Source organism: Rhizobium sp. BK049, assembly GCF_014193135.1.
In the GTDB taxonomy this organism is placed as follows: domain Bacteria; phylum Pseudomonadota; class Alphaproteobacteria; order Rhizobiales; family Rhizobiaceae; genus Rhizobium.
Genome location: NZ_JACHYV010000001.1, coordinates 80,571 through 96,369 on the forward strand (window position 1 = coordinate 80,571; position 15,799 = coordinate 96,369).

At 62.6% G+C, this 15,799-nt stretch carries 13 protein-coding genes; 9 read left to right on the forward strand and 4 right to left on the reverse strand.

The features are described from left to right. Entirely contained in the window at nucleotides 1-1,302 is a 1,302-nt protein-coding gene (locus FHT70_RS00410; RefSeq protein WP_183698285.1) for a sugar ABC transporter permease, read from the reverse strand. 64 nt (nucleotides 1,303-1,366) lie between these two features. Further along, complete coding sequence (locus tag FHT70_RS00415; RefSeq protein WP_097599668.1) at nucleotides 1,367-2,713, reverse strand: extracellular solute-binding protein; 1,347 nt, start codon at nucleotides 2,711-2,713, stop codon at nucleotides 1,367-1,369. A gap of 249 nt (nucleotides 2,714-2,962) precedes the next feature. Here FHT70_RS00415 and FHT70_RS00420 point away from each other — a divergent pair, with 249 nt between their 5' ends. Together FHT70_RS00420 and FHT70_RS00425 are read left to right on the forward strand one after the other, a co-directional pair. Further along, entirely contained in the window at nucleotides 2,963-3,421 is a 459-nt protein-coding gene (locus FHT70_RS00420) for a YbaK/EbsC family protein (protein WP_085781564.1), read from the forward strand. Between the two features lie 84 nt (nucleotides 3,422-3,505). Further along, nucleotides 3,506-4,519: a Tim44 domain-containing protein gene (locus tag FHT70_RS00425; RefSeq protein ID WP_183698286.1), complete on the forward strand. Its 1,014-nt coding sequence runs from the start codon at nucleotides 3,506-3,508 to the stop codon at nucleotides 4,517-4,519. 54 nt (nucleotides 4,520-4,573) lie between these two features. On the opposite strand, the gene FHT70_RS00430 is transcribed toward FHT70_RS00425, so the two are convergent. Next, on the reverse strand, nucleotides 4,574-5,605 hold the full coding sequence (locus FHT70_RS00430) for a hydroxyacid dehydrogenase (protein WP_183698287.1): 1,032 nt from the start codon (nucleotides 5,603-5,605) through the stop codon (nucleotides 4,574-4,576). A 269-nt stretch (nucleotides 5,606-5,874) separates the two neighbouring features. Here FHT70_RS00430 and FHT70_RS00435 point away from each other — a divergent pair, with 269 nt between their 5' ends. The 7 genes from FHT70_RS00435 (at nucleotide 5,875) to cydX (ending at nucleotide 13,716) form a co-directional block, all read left to right on the forward strand. Continuing rightward, on the forward strand, nucleotides 5,875-6,474 hold the full coding sequence (locus tag FHT70_RS00435) for a HupE/UreJ family protein (protein WP_183698288.1): 600 nt from the start codon (nucleotides 5,875-5,877) through the stop codon (nucleotides 6,472-6,474). A 288-nt stretch (nucleotides 6,475-6,762) separates the two neighbouring features. Next, nucleotides 6,763-7,341 carry a GbsR/MarR family transcriptional regulator gene (locus FHT70_RS00440; RefSeq protein WP_085781568.1) on the forward strand — a complete coding sequence of 193 codons (579 nt, stop codon included), beginning with the start codon at nucleotides 6,763-6,765 and terminating at the stop codon, nucleotides 7,339-7,341. Nucleotides 7,342-7,345: 4 nt separating this feature from the next. Beyond that, nucleotides 7,346-9,073: a thiol reductant ABC exporter subunit CydD gene (gene cydD, locus FHT70_RS00445; RefSeq protein WP_183698289.1), complete on the forward strand. Its 1,728-nt coding sequence runs from the start codon at nucleotides 7,346-7,348 to the stop codon at nucleotides 9,071-9,073. Then, nucleotides 9,070-10,761: an ATP-binding cassette domain-containing protein gene (locus FHT70_RS00450; protein WP_183698290.1), complete on the forward strand. Its 1,692-nt coding sequence runs from the start codon at nucleotides 9,070-9,072 to the stop codon at nucleotides 10,759-10,761. The genes cydD and FHT70_RS00450 overlap by 4 nt, the downstream gene beginning before the upstream one ends. Nucleotides 10,762-10,838: 77 nt before the next feature. Further along, complete coding sequence (locus tag FHT70_RS00455; RefSeq protein ID WP_183698291.1) at nucleotides 10,839-12,419, forward strand: cytochrome ubiquinol oxidase subunit I; 1,581 nt, start codon at nucleotides 10,839-10,841, stop codon at nucleotides 12,417-12,419. Nucleotides 12,420-12,425: 6 nt separating this feature from the next. Next, nucleotides 12,426-13,580 (forward strand): cytochrome d ubiquinol oxidase subunit II, encoded by a 1,155-nt coding sequence (cydB, locus tag FHT70_RS00460; protein ID WP_085781572.1) that lies wholly within the window; start codon nucleotides 12,426-12,428, stop codon nucleotides 13,578-13,580. Nucleotides 13,581-13,593: 13 nt separating this feature from the next. After that, nucleotides 13,594-13,716, forward strand: a complete 123-nt coding sequence (cydX, locus tag FHT70_RS00465) for a cytochrome bd-I oxidase subunit CydX (RefSeq protein WP_183698292.1) — start codon at nucleotides 13,594-13,596, stop codon at nucleotides 13,714-13,716. Between the two features lie 45 nt (nucleotides 13,717-13,761). Here cydX and FHT70_RS00470 read toward each other — a convergent pair whose 3' ends face one another. Beyond that, nucleotides 13,762-15,765 (reverse strand): aldo/keto reductase, encoded by a 2,004-nt coding sequence (locus FHT70_RS00470; RefSeq protein ID WP_183698293.1) that lies wholly within the window; start codon nucleotides 15,763-15,765, stop codon nucleotides 13,762-13,764. Nucleotides 15,766-15,799: the final 34 nt, after the last annotated feature.

The following is a 15,799-nucleotide window of genomic DNA, read 5'->3' on the forward strand; positions in this document are numbered from 1 at the left end:
TCAATCCTCGATCAGGGGCTTGGCGACAAGCGTGCGGTAGTTGAAGACTCGCAGATAGAGGAGCGACAGCATCACGCCAATGACGACGAGCACCAGCGCCATGGCGGCTCCCAGCCCGTATTCGAGATTGCCGGCATAATTCCTGAGCGCGGTGTGATAGGCGGAGAGCGCCCAGACCTCGGTCGCGTTGCCCGGCCCGCCATTGGTGGCGAGCAGGATTTCATTGAAGGAGGCGAGCAGCGACAGCGTCTGATAGCAGGTAACGAAGAGGATCGGCCAGCGCATCTGGGGCAGGATAATGTAGCGGATCTGCTGCCAGCGTGAGGCGCCGTCGACCTCGCTCGCATAGAACTGGCTCTTCGGGATGGCCTTCATCGCCGACGAGAACACCAGCATGCCCATCGAGGCGCCGATGAAGCCGTTGATCAGCACGACGAAAGACCAGGCATTATAGGCGGTATCGAGCAGATAGTTCTTCGGGGGGTAGCCGAATTTGCCCATCAGGATGGAGATGAAGCCGCTGTCCCAGGCGAGCCACTTCCACAACATGACGTAGATGACGACGGGCGTGATGCGCGGCAGGAGCCAGATGCCGCGAAAGATCGAGGCCGGCGTCGCAGGCATGTAATGCGTCCAGATGGCAAGCAGCAGAGCATAACCGACGTTGAAGAGCATCAATACTAGCGCGACATAGAGCACGGTATTGAAAAGCACACGCGCCATGTCGGGCGATCTGGTCATGCGTGAGAAATTGTCGGTCGTCCAGGTCCAGCCGGTATAGGTGGTCTTGGCGACGGTTTCCTTCTGCTCCGGCGTCAGCTTGAACCCCAGTCCGTCCAGCGACGAAAACAGCTGTTCCTTGCTGTCGAAGCGCGTATTGAGGACGGAGCGGTTGAACTGTTCGGAGATCTGTTTGACCTCGCGCGTCGAAGGTCGTTCGGCAAGATCCTTGATCATACGTTCGGCCTCGCGCCGCGTCGCAAAGACCTCGCCGGCGTGCTTGGCGCGCAACTCCGCCGCGATCGCAGGCGCAAGGCCCAGGCTCTCCACGGCCTTGAGGCCGGCTTCGTCGATCGTGTAGCGCGGCTCGGCCATCTCGGCCGCGATCTCCGGCATCACCGATTTCAGCGTGATCAACGAATTGGGTGCGATCTGATAGACGCCTCCTGAAATGCCGGTCGCCGTGGTCATGTTCGTCATAGAAAAGACTGCCGTCAGAACGACCGGCATCAGGAAGAAAAGCACGATCATAATCGCCGCAGGCGCGATCATCACCAGGCCGAGCGCTCTGGACGATTTCATGGAAGCCTCCTCGAAGGGATCGATCGGGCGGCGGGTCGCCGCCGCCCGGAGGGACGCTTCGATCTTAGCGGATGACGATCTTGTCGCCGAGCGTGCTTTTCAGCTCGCTTTCGGCGTCGCCGACTGCGGCGTCGACTGCCTTGGCGCCGGTCCAGGAAGCTTCGAGGTTCTTCCACATGATGTTCCAATAGGTGCCGAAATCGGAATTGTTCGGCATCGCGTTGGCATGCGGCAGCAGGCGTTCGGTGGCTTCGCGGGTCCAGCGGTCGGCGGAATAAAAATCGACCTGGGACTCCGCCTCGGAAATGCCGAGATGGGCTGATTTGACCGCATGCAACGCATTGGTGCGGGGCTCAGAGGCGATCTTGACCAGCTGGGCAGCGATCTCCGTATCATCCTGGCTGTGACCTGCGGTCAGGAGATAGACGAGCGGATGCGTCAGCGTATTGGCCTTGCCACCTTCGCCGGCCGGTATCAGCGTGAAGATCACGTTTCCGAAGAAATCCTTGAGGCCTTCCTGGTTGACGAGACGGGCATAGTGCCAGGTGCCGCCGTCCCAGATGCCGGCCTTGCCGGTGGCGACTTCCTTCCACCACTGGTCGCCCGGCATGCCGATGTGGTTCTTCTTGGTGACGCCTGCTTTAACGGCGTCGGCAAAGAACTGATAAGTGCGGGTCATCGCGGCCTTGTCGAAAACGAGCTTGCCACCTTCTTCCATCGTGCCGCCGAAGCTGGTGTAGAACTGCCAGTAATCCGGACCGTTGCTGGTGCGCGGATAAAAGCCGTAGCCGGGCTGGACGAGGCCTTTGTCCTGCATCTTCTTGGCGTCTTCGAGCAGGTTCTTCATCGTATACTTGCCGTCCTGCACGTTCTGAGGCAGGGCGTCGAGATCGGCGTCGCTGTAGCCGATCGCCTTCATGTAAGGCTTCCAGAAGAACATCGGTCGGGATTCGGCATCCTGCGGGATGCCGTAGACGGTGCCGTTGTAGGAGGCGATCTTCAGAAGATTTTCGTAGATGCCGTTGAGCGGCCAGGAATCGAGGTCGACATAATCCTCGATCGGAACGATCAGGCCGGATTGCGACCAAGGCGCGATGTCCTCATGGCCGCTGACGACGATGTTCGGGGCGGTCTTTGCTTCTGCGGCAAGGGTCAAGGCCTGTTTGAAGTCTTCCCAGGCGCTATAGGGCTTCTTCTCGACGGTGATTTTCAGATCTTCGCCCTTGAGGGCGGCTTCGCGCTGCAACTGCTGAGCCGCGATCTCGATGGCATCGAGACGATAGACGTCGTTCGGGCCGGTGCCGCCGGCCCAGACGCTGATGGTGACGTCCTTGGCAAGTGCGAATACGGAGGTCGAGGCCAGGATGGCAGCCGCGACAGTAAGGGATTTCAACGTCGGCAAAATGGTCATCTTCTTCATCTCCCCAGAAGAGCAGTGTGAGGCCTCTTTGACGGGTCATCACTGGTGTTGACGACCGCTTCGAAAGCCCGCGAAAACGTGACGAGTCCCGCTCTATGGGCTTGTTGTAACGGCCGAATGACAAAATTGAGCACGTGTGCAAAATTATTATGACGATGTCCGCGGCACTTGCAAGCGGCGGTGTTCGGCGAGCATCTTTTATGCTTCAAATTGCGCCTTTCCTGGTCTAGCATCCGATCCATGAGCCTTGAATCCGTCCGCGCCTTCTTCGGCACCCACGCACCCGACATCGAAATCATCGAAACCGCCGAGAGCTCCTCGACGGTGGCGCTTGCCGCCGAAGCCCATGGCGTTGAGCCCGCCCAGATCGCCAAGACGATCTGCCTGCGCGTCGGCGAGCAGATGATGCTGGTCGTTGCCGGCGGTACGGCACGGCTCGATAATCGCAAGTTCAAGGACACTTTCGGGGCCAAGGGGCGCATGCTCGATGCCGAAGAGGTCATGGCGGTCACCAGCCATCCCGTCGGCGGTGTCTGCCCGTTCGGCCTGCCCTCACCGCTGCCTATTTATTGCGATATTTCGCTGAAACGCTTCGATGAAGTGGTGCCGGCGGCCGGCTCGACCAATTCGGCCGTGCGCATCGCCACAGGAAGGCTGGCCGAGCTGACCGGCGCCAGCTGGGTCGACGTCTGTCAATAAAGCGGCCGAAAAACTTCAAACAGAAGAAAGACGACCTATATTCTATCCCGACATGCCGTGATTGTGCATGACAGGAGACCAGGAATGCCGAGTACCGTTTCGCGTTTTGCCAAGATGGCCGCCATTGCCGTACTGACGAGCGCTACCGTTTTTGCCACGATCAGCGATGCCGATGCGCGCCGCGCCGGCGGCTTCGGCGGGTTCGGAAGCCGTGGCACCCGTACTTTCAGCGCGCCTCCGGTTACCCGCACGGCGCCTGCCCCGGCTGCCCCCATTGAACGCTCGATGACGCCGCGCCCGCAAACGACCGCCCCCTATGGCACGCAGCAGCCCGGCTACGCCCAGCAGCGCCCGGGTTTCTTCAATGGCTTCGGCCGTTCGATGATCGGCGGCCTGATCGCCGGCGGCCTTCTCGGCATGCTGCTCGGCCACGGTTTCGGCGGCGGCTTCGGCTTCCTCGGCATGCTGCTGCAGATTGCCTTGATCGGCGGCGCCATCATGTTCGCCATGCGCTATTTCGCCAACCGCCGCCAGCCCTCTTACGGCATCGGCGGCCAGAGCCGGTCCGCCGGCCAGTCCTTCAACATGGCGCCCACGAACAATTCGTCGTTCCAGATTCCGGCGATCGGCTCGGGCGCCGGTTACGGCGGGCAGTCGCGCCGCGATCACCCGAGCGACGAGATCGGGCTGACCCAGTCGGATCTCGACCAGTTCGAGGAGTTGCTGACTAAGGTGCAGACCGCTTACGGCGCCGAAGACTACAGCACGTTGCGCCGGCTGACGACGCCCGAGGCCATGTCCTACCTGGCCGAGGAACTGGGAGAAAACGCCACCAACGGCGTGCGCAATCGTGTCTCCGACGTCAGGCTGCTGCAGGGCGATATTGCCGAGGCCTGGCGGGAGAACGGCCAGGAATATGCGACGCTTGCCATGCGTTATTCCTCCATCGATGCCATGGTCGAACGCGACAGCGGTCGTCTCGTTTCCGGCGACGACCGCCGTCCGAGTGAAAGCATCGAAATATGGACCTTCGTGCGCAAGCCGGGCGCGGATTGGAAGCTCGCTGCGATTCAGGGCACCGGCCAGCGCGCCGCCTAAAAAAACCAGCCACTATGGATGCCGCCAAGCTGACAACCAGCTTGGGCGGCATTTCTAATTCACTGCCACCGGCTTGGAGCGCATGCGGGAGACGGTCTCGCGTTCGGCCCGCTTGCAGCGCATCGGCGGCAGACCGCGATCCATCAGGTCCATGTCTTCCAGTACCATGTCGCCCATCTTCTTGAAGGCGCTGTCGAGCGCTCCGGCCCGGTGCGCCGAGCGGATGAAGCCTTTCAGGCTGCGTACCGGATGATCAGACGGCAGTGGCTCCTCGGGGTAGACGTCGCTCGCCGCAAGGATATGGCCGGACGCCACGGCCGCCATCAGCGCGTCGAAATCGACGACGTCGGCGCGGCTGAGCAGGATGAAGGCGGCGCTCCTGCGCATGCTGGCAAAGGCGTCAGCGCCAAGAAAACCCTTGTTTTCACTGGTGACGGCCGCGACGACGAAGACGAAATCGCTCTTCGTCAGCACATCTTCAAGGCTCGCAGGTTCGACACCGTTTTCCTCGAGGATCGAGCGCGGCAGCCAGGGATCGAACACCCTGATGCGCGCTCTGAAGCCGGAAAGGACCCGGCGCAGCGCCTTCCCGAGATCGCCGAAGCCGACGATGCCGATCTCGGAACCGGCGATCAGCCGCGCACCTGCATTGCCCTCCCCGCCCCAAAGCTCGCTGCCTTCGCGAAAGGCGACGTCCGCATCGATGATCCCGCGCGCCAGGGCGAGCGCAAAGCCGAGCCCGATTTCGGCGACCGGCTCGGCAAAGACCTGGCCTGTCGTCACGACATGGATACCGCGCTCGAAGAGCAGGTCATAGGGCATGTTGTTCAGAAGATTGCTTTCGACGTTGAGGATCGAGCGCAGAGCCGGCATTCTGGCGAGCGTTTCGGCCGAAACCGGCGGCTGACCGATGATGTAGCGGGCCCGGCCGAGGATTTGGTCGCCGAGACCGGCGATATTCTCCGGATCGGCTTCGACGATCTCGTATTTCGCATGCAGTTCGGTGCGCGCCTTGTCGCTGAAGATCAGGTCGAGCGTGCGCGGCTCGGGCGCGCTGATCGCCAGCGGTCGTTCGGCATTCGTCATGGACATCTCCTCCATCGCGGCGGTAGGCGCCGCCTCGGCTCTTCGATTGATAGCTTCTGTGCGAAACGCTTTCCAGTTCGTGATGCTTCGCTACATCGCGTGGAAGCGGCGACGCTGTCGAAAGCGGCATTTGCCTATCAGATAAGCAATTGAATCGCCTTGCTATTTCTTAGAGTTTTCGTTGACGACGTAAATTCCTTGAACTAGCCTGCGCGCACGTCTTTGCTGGCCGCCGCCACATACCGGAAAACTTAAGAGGGGATCGAGCAATGAAATCAGCATTCAAGAGCAGCTTGCTGGCTTTGGCCGCCATCGCGCTTCCTGCCGTCGCCGCCGCCCATCCCGCCATCGGCGAAGCGGCGGGTTTCAGCCATGGCTTTGCCCATCCGATATCCGGCCTCGATCATATCCTCGCCATGGTGATGGTCGGCGTTTTCGCCTTTCAGTTCGGCGGCCGCGCCGTATGGCTTGTGCCGACGACCTTCGTTCTGGTGATGGCTCTCGGCGGTCTCCTTGGCGTCTCCGCTATCAATGTTCCCTTTGTTGAAACCGGTATCGCGCTTTCAGTCGTCGTGCTTGGCGCCGTTGTGGCGTTCAATGTCAAGGCGCCGCTCGCCGCAACGGCCGGTATCATCGGTCTTTTCGCCATTTTCCACGGTCATGCGCACGGCGCTGAAATGCCGGAAAATGCTGCGGGCGGCGCCTATGCCGCCGGTTTCATGGTCGCCACGGCACTGTTGCACGCCGCCGGCCTCGCGCTTGGCTACGCCGTCGGGCACGCCGGCAAACGTCAAGGCGTGTTGGTGACGCGCACGGCCGGCAGCATTGCTGCCCTCGCCGGCGTCGGCCTCCTGTCCGGCTTGATCTGAGCCTGACGCCATCCCAGCCGGCCCCGCAGGGGCGGCCGCACCTGATATCGCAGTCACCAAACGCCCGGTAACACCTTGCCGGGCGTTTTTTCGTCGCCTCGCAAATTGCTGCAGACTTGATTTAAGTCAAATCCATCGGCGCCGGGGCAGGCTATATATGGTGCACGATCAACGAACCGACGGGCTTCCAAATTGACGCAGGGCCGTCTTGCAGATTGTCGGCCGGGTCCGAAAGTCTGTATAGTAGTTTCAGAAATTTCTGAAATCACAGACGCCACGGAAACGACCATGAATCTTCCGCCTCTTGTCCAGTCCTTTGTTCTCCATTTCGGCGAAATGGGCTCGCGCTGGGGGATCAACCGCACAGTCGGCCAGATCTACGCCCTGCTCTTCGTCTCCCCTGCACCGCTTTGCGCGGAAGAGATCGCCGATTCTCTCGGCATCTCGCGGTCCAACGTGTCGATGAGCCTGCGTGAATTGCAGGCCTGGAACCTCGTCCTGCTCAAGCATAAGCCGGATGACCGCCGCGATTTCTTCACCACGCCGGATGATGTCTGGCAGATATTGCGGACGCTCGCCGAGGAGCGAAAGAAGCGGGAAGTCGATCCGACGCTGTCGGTTCTGCGCGAGATCCTGATGCAGCGCCCTGCCAGCGAAGCCGAGCGCTATGCCCAGGAGCGCATGGGCGAGATGCACACGCTGATCGAACAACTGACCCACTGGTACGAAGATGTGAAACAACTTGAAACGGAAAGGCTCGCAACGTTACTCTCGCTTGGCGCGAAAGTGACAAAGCTTCTGGAGGCCAAGGACCGGGTCGTCTCGCTCGGCCGAGCCCGCCGGCCGAATCCTGCGAACAAGAGTTAGCGCCATGGGCACTGCTTTCTTCGACGCGACAAACGAAGTGGAAATCCGGCCGCGCAATTGCGAGCCGCTATCGCCGCACGCCGACGCGGGAAAAGGCCAGTTGCGCAATGCGGCGATGCTGCAGGCGCTGGCCGCCGCCTTCTGGATCCCGCAGGCGGGATTGCTGGCCGTCTCGGTCGATCGTCTTGCCGATGACGGCGGGCTGCACGACGTACTTTGGCTGGCCTTCGGCATCCTCGCCCTTGGATTGATAAAAAGCTGTCTGGAGGCGGCTGGCGGCCGTCTGGCCTTCCGCGCCGCACGCACGGAACTCACTCGCAAGCGCCAACTCGCTGTCGCTGCCCTTTCCCAATCGTCGCCGACCGACCGCGGCCGGCCGGCATCAGGCAAAGCCGCAAGCGTCATCGGCGAACAGGCCGAACTCATCGTGCCCTATCTCTCGCGCTTCCAGCCGGCACGCATCAAGGCGAGCCTTGTGCCGTTCGTCATCCTTGTCTTTATCCTGCCGGTCTCCTGGGTCGCCGCTCTGCTCCTGCTGCTTGCCGCGCCGCTGATCCCCATCTTCATGGCGCTGATCGGTTGGCGCGCCCAAGCGGCAAGCGAAAGACAGCTTGTCGCAACCGGCGGTCTCAACGGCTTCCTGCTCGATCGGCTGCGCGGACTGACGACGATCCGCGCGCTCGACGCAGTCGATGCAACGGCCGGGCGGCTGCGTCACGAGGCGGAATTGCTGCGCGCGCGCACCATGTCCGTGCTGAAAATCGCGTTTCTGTCCTCGGCGGTGCTCGAGCTTTTCGCAGCACTCGGCGTAGCGATGATAGCCGTCTATGTCGGCTTCAGCCTGCTCGGCGAAATCCGCTTCGGAACCTGGTCAGGCCGGCTCGATCTGGAAGAAGGCTTGTTCATCCTGCTGCTCGCGCCCGCCTTCTTCGAGCCGCTGCGTGAACTCTCGGCCGTCTGGCATGACCGGGCGGCCGGTGAATCGGCGCTGAAGGCCCTGGATGCGCTTGCCGCCGATGGCCTGCCGATCCACGGGGCGGCTGAGGCCGCGGCACCCGCTGGCGGCGAGGCTCCTGACATCTACCTCGAAAATCTTGCCTTCCGTTACGGCGCCGACGAGCCGCTTGTCCTCGACGGCTTCAACCTTAAAATCGCTGCCGGTGAACATCTGGCGCTGCTCGGCGCCAGCGGTTGCGGCAAGTCGACGCTTCTTTCGCTGATATCAGGGCTGGCGCCATGTGGCGGCAGCATCGTCATCGGCGGCATCGAGCTTCGGGATGAAACTGCCGCCAGCCTGAGGGGTGCGATGGCATGGATCGGCCAGAAGCCGCATATCTTTGCCGGCACCGTCGCGGCCAATATTGCGCTCGGAAGGGCCGGCATCTCACGCGGCAATGTGGCGGACGCGCTCGATGCCGCCAGCCTCGGAAAGGTGGCCGACGCCTATGGCAGCCGGCCGCTCGGAGAAGGCGGGATCGGGCTTTCCGGCGGCGAGGCGCTGCGGCTTGCGATCGCGCGCGCGGCCTGCAATCCGCATCTGAAGATCATTCTGGCCGATGAGCCGACCGCCCATCTCGACGCCGCCACCGCGGCTGATGTGGCAGAGAGCCTGCTTGCGCTCGCACGAGGCCGTACCCTCGTCGTTGCGACACACGATCCGCAGCTTGCCGCTCGCATGCATCGAACTGTCCGCGTCGACGCCGCTTTCGTCATGAGGGAGGCGGCCGAATGAGTTTCCTAGTTGCAGACATCAGACCGATCCTCATTCTGTTCTTTGCCGAGCGCCGGCGCGCGCTGCTGCTCGGTGCTGCGCTTTCGGCAGCGACGGTGACGGCGGGCATTGCACTGCTGGGCCTGTCCGGTTGGTTTATCACAGCCACCTCGCTTGCCGGCCTTTCGGCCGCGGCTGCCATGACCTTCGACGTCTTTGCGCCGGCTGCCGCCATTCGCCTGCTCGCCATCATCAGGACAGCGGCTCGCTACGGTGAAAGACTTGCCACCCATGAGGCGACGCTCGCTGTGCTCGCCGCGCTCCGCGAGAGGCTATTTCGCGGCTTTGCCGAACCGGGTGCCGCCCGGGCTCTCTTGCGCCGCCCCGCGCGGTTGCTCTTCCGGCTGACGGCCGATATCGATGCGCTCGATTCCCTTTATCTCCGCATTCTCGTGCCGGCCGCCGTCGCAATCGGCGCAGCACTGGCTGCGATCGTGGTGCTGGGGCTGATGCATCCCTTGTTCGGCCTATCCTTCGGCCTCTTTCTCGCCGGCGCCGGCCTCGGCCTGCCATGGATCGGCGGCCGCGCGGCGCGCAAGCATGCCCGCCGGCGCGCCCATGGCATCGAGGCACTGCGCTCGCGGACGATCGATCTCGTCGCCGGCCAGACCGACCTGCTGATGGCCGGCCGGCTTGAGGCCCAGAGGAGCGCGATTGCTGCTGCCGACAGCTATGCCGCTCATGCCGATGACGGGCTGAATCGCGTCGAAACCGGTCTGATCTTCGGCTTCGGCCTCGTCTCGGCCTTGCTGCTGACGGCTTCGTTGCTTGCCGTGGCGGCGCTTGGAGAGACGAAGGCGATCACCGCGCCTGTCGCGGCCCTCGGCCTGCTCGTCGCCTTGGCGGCCGTCGAACCCTTCGCGGCGCTGCGTCGCGGCGCCCTGGAACTCGGCCGGACGCTGCTGGCAGCGAGACGCATCTCGCCAAGGCTTGCCGCCGCGGCGGCAACCGAGCCATTGGCGCTACCGATGCCCGGATATGCCTTTGCACTCGCTGGCGCGTCCGCCTTCCATGAAAATTCCGCGGTGCCTGCTCTTGAGGGCATCAAGCTCGCGCTACGGCAGGGCGAACGGCTGGCAATCATCGGCGCGAGCGGCGCGGGCAAATCAAGCCTGCTGGCTCTGCTTTCCGGCGAATTGCCGGCGAGGTCGGGAAGCGTCGCCGCAGTGACGGCGACCCTGCTGACGCAACGGACGGAACTCTTCGAGGATAGTCTGCGCGGCAATCTGCTTCTTGCCGATCCGGATGCGAGCAATGCCCATCTGCACGATGCGCTCGCCGCCGCCGGCCTGCTGGCCGATGTCGATGCCATGCCGCAAGGGCTTGAGACGCGGCTCGGCGAAGGCGGCCTCGGCCTTTCCGGCGGCCAATCGCGCCGGCTGGCGCTTGCCCGACTTTTCCTGCGCGATACGCCGCTCTGGCTGCTAGACGAGCCGACCGAAAGCCTCGACGGCGCCACCGCCCGCGATGTGCTCCAGCGCCTGTCGGCGATGGCAGCGGGCCGCTCGCTTGTCATCGCGACCCATATCCGCCGCGAGGCCGCGATTGCAGACTGCGTCGCCGTCATCGAAGGCGGCCGCATTTCAGAGATTTCGCGCCGCGGAGAGGCGGCGTTCGAAAAGGCGCTCGACCGGCTTCGGCCGGATTGAGCCAGAGCCGCATGCCCTCAGGCGCCAGCCGGCGCTGAGGAATGCTCCGTACCCCGTGGGACCGTGGGAGAAAGACAATGGAACTAGATATCGTAGCACTTTCGCGCTTCCAATTCGCGCTGACGGCGCTTTACCACTTCCTGTTCGTGCCGCTGACGCTCGGCCTTTCCGTGCTGCTGGCAATCATGGAAACCGTCTATGTCATGACCGGCCGCCAGATCTGGCGGCAGATGACGAAATTCTGGGGCACGCTGTTCGGCATCAATTTCGTGCTCGGCGTGGCCACCGGTATCGTCATGGAATTCCAGTTCGGCATGAACTGGAGCTATTACAGTTACTATGTCGGCGACATCTTCGGCGCGCCGCTGGCGATCGAGGGCCTGATGGCCTTCTTCCTCGAGGCGACCTTCGTCGGACTGTTCTTCTTCGGCTGGGACAAGCTGTCGAAGGTCGGCCACCTCGTCGCCACATGGGCCGTGGCGCTCGGCTCGAACTTTTCCGCACTCTGGATCCTCATCGCCAATGGCTGGATGCAGAACCCGGTGGGATCGGCGCTCAATCCGCAGACGATGCGTATGGAGATAACAAGCTTCTTCGACGTGGTCTTCAATCCCGTCGCCCAGGCGAAATTCGTCCATACGGTGTCGGCGGGTTACGTCTGCGCTTCGATCTTCGTGCTCGGCGTCTCGGCCTGGTATGTGATCAAGGGCCGGCACATCGAACTGGCCAAGCGCTCGATGACGGTGGCGGCATCCTTCGGCCTCGCCTCGGCGATGTCGGTGGTCGTGCTTGGCGACGAGAGCGGGTATCTCGCGACCGAGAACCAGAAGATGAAGCTTGCCGCGATCGAAGGAATGTGGAAGACCGAGCCGGCTCCGGCCGCCTTCACCGCCTTCGGTTTCCCCGACCAGGATGCGCGTGAAACACATTTCGCCGTGCATATCCCGTGGGTCATGGGCCTGATCGGCACGCGGTCGCTGACAACAGAGATTCCCGGTATCGACAAGCTCGAACAGCAGGCCGAAACCCGCATCCGCGACGGCATCAAGGCTTACGATGCGCTGATGCAGATCCGCGCCGCACCCGCCCAGGATCAGGTGGCCCAGGAAGTGCGCAGCTCTTTCGAGGATCTCGGCCATGATCTCGGTTACGCGCTTCTTCTGAAGCGCTATGTCGACGATCCGCGTCAGGCGACCGACGCGCAAATCGCTCAGGCGGCGCGCGATACCATCCCGCACGTGCCGACGCTCTTCTGGTCCTTCCGCATCATGGTCGGCCTCGGCATCTTCTTCATCCTGCTGACATCAACCTTTTTCTGGCTGTCGGCGCGGCGCCACCTCGACAAGTATCCGCTGCTTCTGAGGATTGCCGTTCTAGCGATTCCCCTCCCCTGGGTCGCCATCGAGCTTGGCTGGGTGGTCGCCGAATTTGGCCGCCAGCCCTGGGTGATCGAAGGCGTGCTGCCGACGGCGGCGGCCGTCTCCAGCCTCGGCGCAGGCACCGTGCTTTTGACGATCATCGGTTTTGCCGCGCTTTACACGGTGCTGATCGTCATCGAGATGAGGCTGATGATCAAGGCGATCCGCCTGGGACCGGAGCCGGACGACGAGCCGGAAGCCGTCCTGATTTCCGAAACCCTCGTCCCGGCCGCGGAGTGACCTGCCATGATCCTTCACGAACTCATCGATTATGAAACCCTGCGCGTCATCTGGTGGCTGCTGCTCGGCGTGCTGCTGATCGCCTTTGCGACGACAGGTGGCTTCGACCTTGGCGTCGGCACGCTGCTGCCTTTCGTCGCCAGGACCGATACGGAACGGCGCGTGGCGATCAACACGATCGGCGCCACCTGGGAAGGCAACCAGGTCTGGCTGATCCTCGGCGGCGGCGCCATCTTCGCCGCCTGGCCGCCGCTTTATGCAGTCTCCTTCTCGGGCTTTTATCTCGCGATGTTTGCGATCCTCCTAGCGCTCATTCTTCGTCCGGTGGGTTTCAAATATCGGTCAAAGCGGGACAGTTCGCGCTGGCGCAACGGCTGGGACTGGGCGCTCTTCATCGGCGGCTTCGTGCCGGCGCTGATCTTCGGCGTCGCCGTCGGCAATGTGCTGCAGGGCGTGCCCTTCCGCTTCGCCGACGATATGCGGATTTTCTACGAAGGCTCGTTCTTTGCCTTGCTCAACCCCTATGCGTTGCTCTGCGGCCTGCTCTCCGTCGCCATGCTGACCATGCATGGCGCGGCCTGGCTGGTGCTGAAGGCGCGCGGGCCGGTTGCGGAACGGGCGAGGAGTTATGGCAGCATCGCCGCCCTTGCCGCCATCTTGCTGTTTGCCCTCGGGGGCCTCTTCCTGTGGTTCGGTGTCGGCGGCTACCGTATCACCAGCGATATAAGCCCGATCGGACCTTCCAATCCGCTGCTGAAAACGGTGGTGATCGAAAAGAGCGCCTGGCTTGCCAATTACACCGCCCATTCCTGGATGATCCTGGCACCCGTCCTCGGCTTTGCCGGTGCGGCATTGGCCTTCATCGCCATGCGGGCAAGGCGCGAGGTGATGACGCTGCTCTTCAGCAAAGTCGCGATCTTTGGCATCATCTCGACGGTCGGTCTCTCGATGTTTCCGTTCATCCTGCCCTCCTCACTCGATCCGCGATCGAGCCTGACGGTCTGGGATGCATCCTCCAGCCATATGACGCTGTTCATCATGCTCGTGGTGTCGGTAATTTTCCTGCCGATCATCTTTGCCTACACCGCCTGGGTCTACAAGGTTTTGTGGGGCAAGGTCGACGAGAAGTCCGTCACCGACAAGAACAGTCACGCTTACTGAGGGAGACGAAACGATGTGGTATTTCGCATGGATCCTTGGCCTGCCGCTGGCAGCCGCCTTCGCCGTCCTCAACGCCATGTGGTACGAGCTGATGGACGATGCCGCCAGAAGGAAGGCGTCAGAGGCGCAGAAGTAGACATGGAAAGGGCGCGGTCCGAAGCCGCGCCCCTCCCCTCGTTCATCAGCCTTCCAGCCACTTCACCTGATCGGGCGTCAGCTTGATGTCGAGCGCCGAGAGGCTGTCCTCCAATTCGGCAATCGTGCGCGGACCGATCAATGGAATGACGGGGAAAGGCTGGGCGATGACATAGGCGAGCGCGATATGGATCGGGCTGCGGCCGAGCTTGCCAGCAAGCTCGATGGCGCGGTCGCGGCGTCCAAAATTGCGCTCGGAATACCAGACGCGAACGATCTCCTCATCATCCTTCTTGTCTCGGCCGGCGCGGTCGGTAAAGAAGCCGCGGCCCTGGCTGGACCAGGCGAAGTTCGGGATCTGCTTCTCGTTCAGCCATGTCTTCCAATCGTCGTCGGAGGCGGCGACGCAGCCGGCCCAGATCGGATCCAGCATCTCGGCGAGCGAGAAGTTGTTGGAAAGCGCTGCCGGCGCCGCCTTGCCGGTCTTTTCGGCGTAGGCGATCGCCTCGTCGAAACGCGCCCGCGTCCAGTTCGAACCGCCGAAGATGCCGCGGATACGGCCGCGTTTGACCTCGGCATCCATGGCATCGACGAACTCGCCGACGGGTATATCGGTGTTGTCGCGATGCATGAAATAGATGTCGACATAGTCTGTTTTCAGCCGGGCGAGCGACTGATCGAGCTGCTTTGCGATCATGTCCGGGTAGCAGAGCGGCGAGTGCGCGCCCTTGCCGATCAGCACGATCTCCTCGCGCGGCACCTTGCGGCTGGTGTGCCAGTCGCCGAAGATTGCCTCCGTTTTGCCGGCACCATAGACAAAGGCCGTGTCGAAGGCGTTGCCGCCCGCCTCGTAGAAAGCATCGAGCGTCAGCGAGGCGGCGGCGAAGTTCGGGAAGAACTCGAAGCCGAGGGTCACGACCGAAGCGGGCTTCGAGATGCCTGGAATCTGTCGCTGCGGAATGCTGTTGCCGCGCGTGACCGCGCCGCCTGATATATTGGACGTGCGTTTGATGGCCTTCTCGACGCCATATTCGAGACCGACCGAGGCCCGCCACTGGTCGAGCACGCGCAGGTTTGCGATCGAATCCGCCCAGCTCATGCCGGGAGTGCTGAACTCGGTCCTGCCGGCCCGGATCGCATCGCCCGCGGCATCCGCCTCGAAGGAATAGAGCCAGCGCTCTTCCCGGACTTCGATCGTCTCTCGGCTGCCGCCCTTGAAGACTTCAATCTTGCCGACGCCGCCCTTGTGGCCGGAGGCGAACCAGAAGTCAGCGACCTCGATCCGGCCCTCGGAGCCGATGATGCGCAGCACATTGTCCTGCTGCGCCATGATCGAGCAGGAGACTTCGGCGATGATCTCGTTCGGGAACTTGAGCACGGCCGACGCCCATTCGTCGACGCCGCTCTCTCCAAGATGGGCGACGCCCGACACCTTTTCCGGTTCGAGGAAGGCCTTGCCCTCCGCGGCGCCGGCGATCAATCGTGCCATGGAAACAGGATAACCGCCGACGTCGAGAATGCCGCCGCCGGCAGTATCATTGGCGAAAAGCCGATGCTCCGGCTTATAGCTGCCCATGTTGAAGCCAAAACTCGAGCGGATGATGCGGATTGTGCCGATGACGCCGCTCTTGATAAGCTGAACCAGCTTTTCCGTCTGCGGATGCACCCGGTACATGAAAGCTTCGCCCGCAAAGACGCCGGCTTTCTTGGCTTCGTAGTAAACGGCTTCGGCATCATAGGCCGAAAGCGCGATCGGCTTTTCCACAAGGATGTGCTTGCCGGCGCGCGCCGCCTTGATCGCCCATTCGGCATGGCCGGTATGGGGCACGGAAATATAGACGGCATCGACCTCGGGGTCGCAAAGCAGCGCCTCGTAACCATCGACGATGCGGGCGCCTGGGAAGTTTTCGGCAAGTCCTGGCTTGGAAGGATTGCGGGTGGCAATCGCGACCAGTTTGCCGGTGCGCGAGTGGGCAACGCCATCGGCAAAGGTGCGAGCGATGGTGCCGGGGCCGATGATGCCCCAGCGGATCGGTTGATCGGAAGTCATGGAAATCCTCTTTCGTCTTTCTGCCTTGGGATTG

Bases quoted from the DNA above. Each gene is read 5' to 3' on its own strand.
- FHT70_RS00410 (WP_183698285.1), bottom strand. From the start codon at position 1,302: ATGAAATCGTCCAGAGCGCTCGGCCTGGTGATGATCGCGCCTGCGGCG.
- FHT70_RS00415 (WP_097599668.1), bottom strand. From the start codon at position 2,713: ATGACCATTTTGCCGACGTTGAAATCCCTTACTGTCGCGGCTGCCATC.
- FHT70_RS00420 (WP_085781564.1), top strand. From the start codon at position 2,963: ATGAGCCTTGAATCCGTCCGCGCCTTCTTCGGCACCCACGCACCCGAC.
- FHT70_RS00425 (WP_183698286.1), top strand. From the start codon at position 3,506: ATGCCGAGTACCGTTTCGCGTTTTGCCAAGATGGCCGCCATTGCCGTA.
- FHT70_RS00430 (WP_183698287.1), bottom strand. From the start codon at position 5,605: ATGACGAATGCCGAACGACCGCTGGCGATCAGCGCGCCCGAGCCGCGC.
- FHT70_RS00435 (WP_183698288.1), top strand. From the start codon at position 5,875: ATGAAATCAGCATTCAAGAGCAGCTTGCTGGCTTTGGCCGCCATCGCG.
- FHT70_RS00440 (WP_085781568.1), top strand. From the start codon at position 6,763: ATGAATCTTCCGCCTCTTGTCCAGTCCTTTGTTCTCCATTTCGGCGAA.
- cydD (WP_183698289.1), top strand. From the start codon at position 7,346: ATGGGCACTGCTTTCTTCGACGCGACAAACGAAGTGGAAATCCGGCCG.
- FHT70_RS00450 (WP_183698290.1), top strand. From the start codon at position 9,070: ATGAGTTTCCTAGTTGCAGACATCAGACCGATCCTCATTCTGTTCTTT.
- FHT70_RS00455 (WP_183698291.1), top strand. From the start codon at position 10,839: ATGGAACTAGATATCGTAGCACTTTCGCGCTTCCAATTCGCGCTGACG.
- cydB (WP_085781572.1), top strand. From the start codon at position 12,426: ATGATCCTTCACGAACTCATCGATTATGAAACCCTGCGCGTCATCTGG.
- cydX (WP_183698292.1), top strand. From the start codon at position 13,594: ATGTGGTATTTCGCATGGATCCTTGGCCTGCCGCTGGCAGCCGCCTTC.
- FHT70_RS00470 (WP_183698293.1), bottom strand. From the start codon at position 15,765: ATGACTTCCGATCAACCGATCCGCTGGGGCATCATCGGCCCCGGCACC.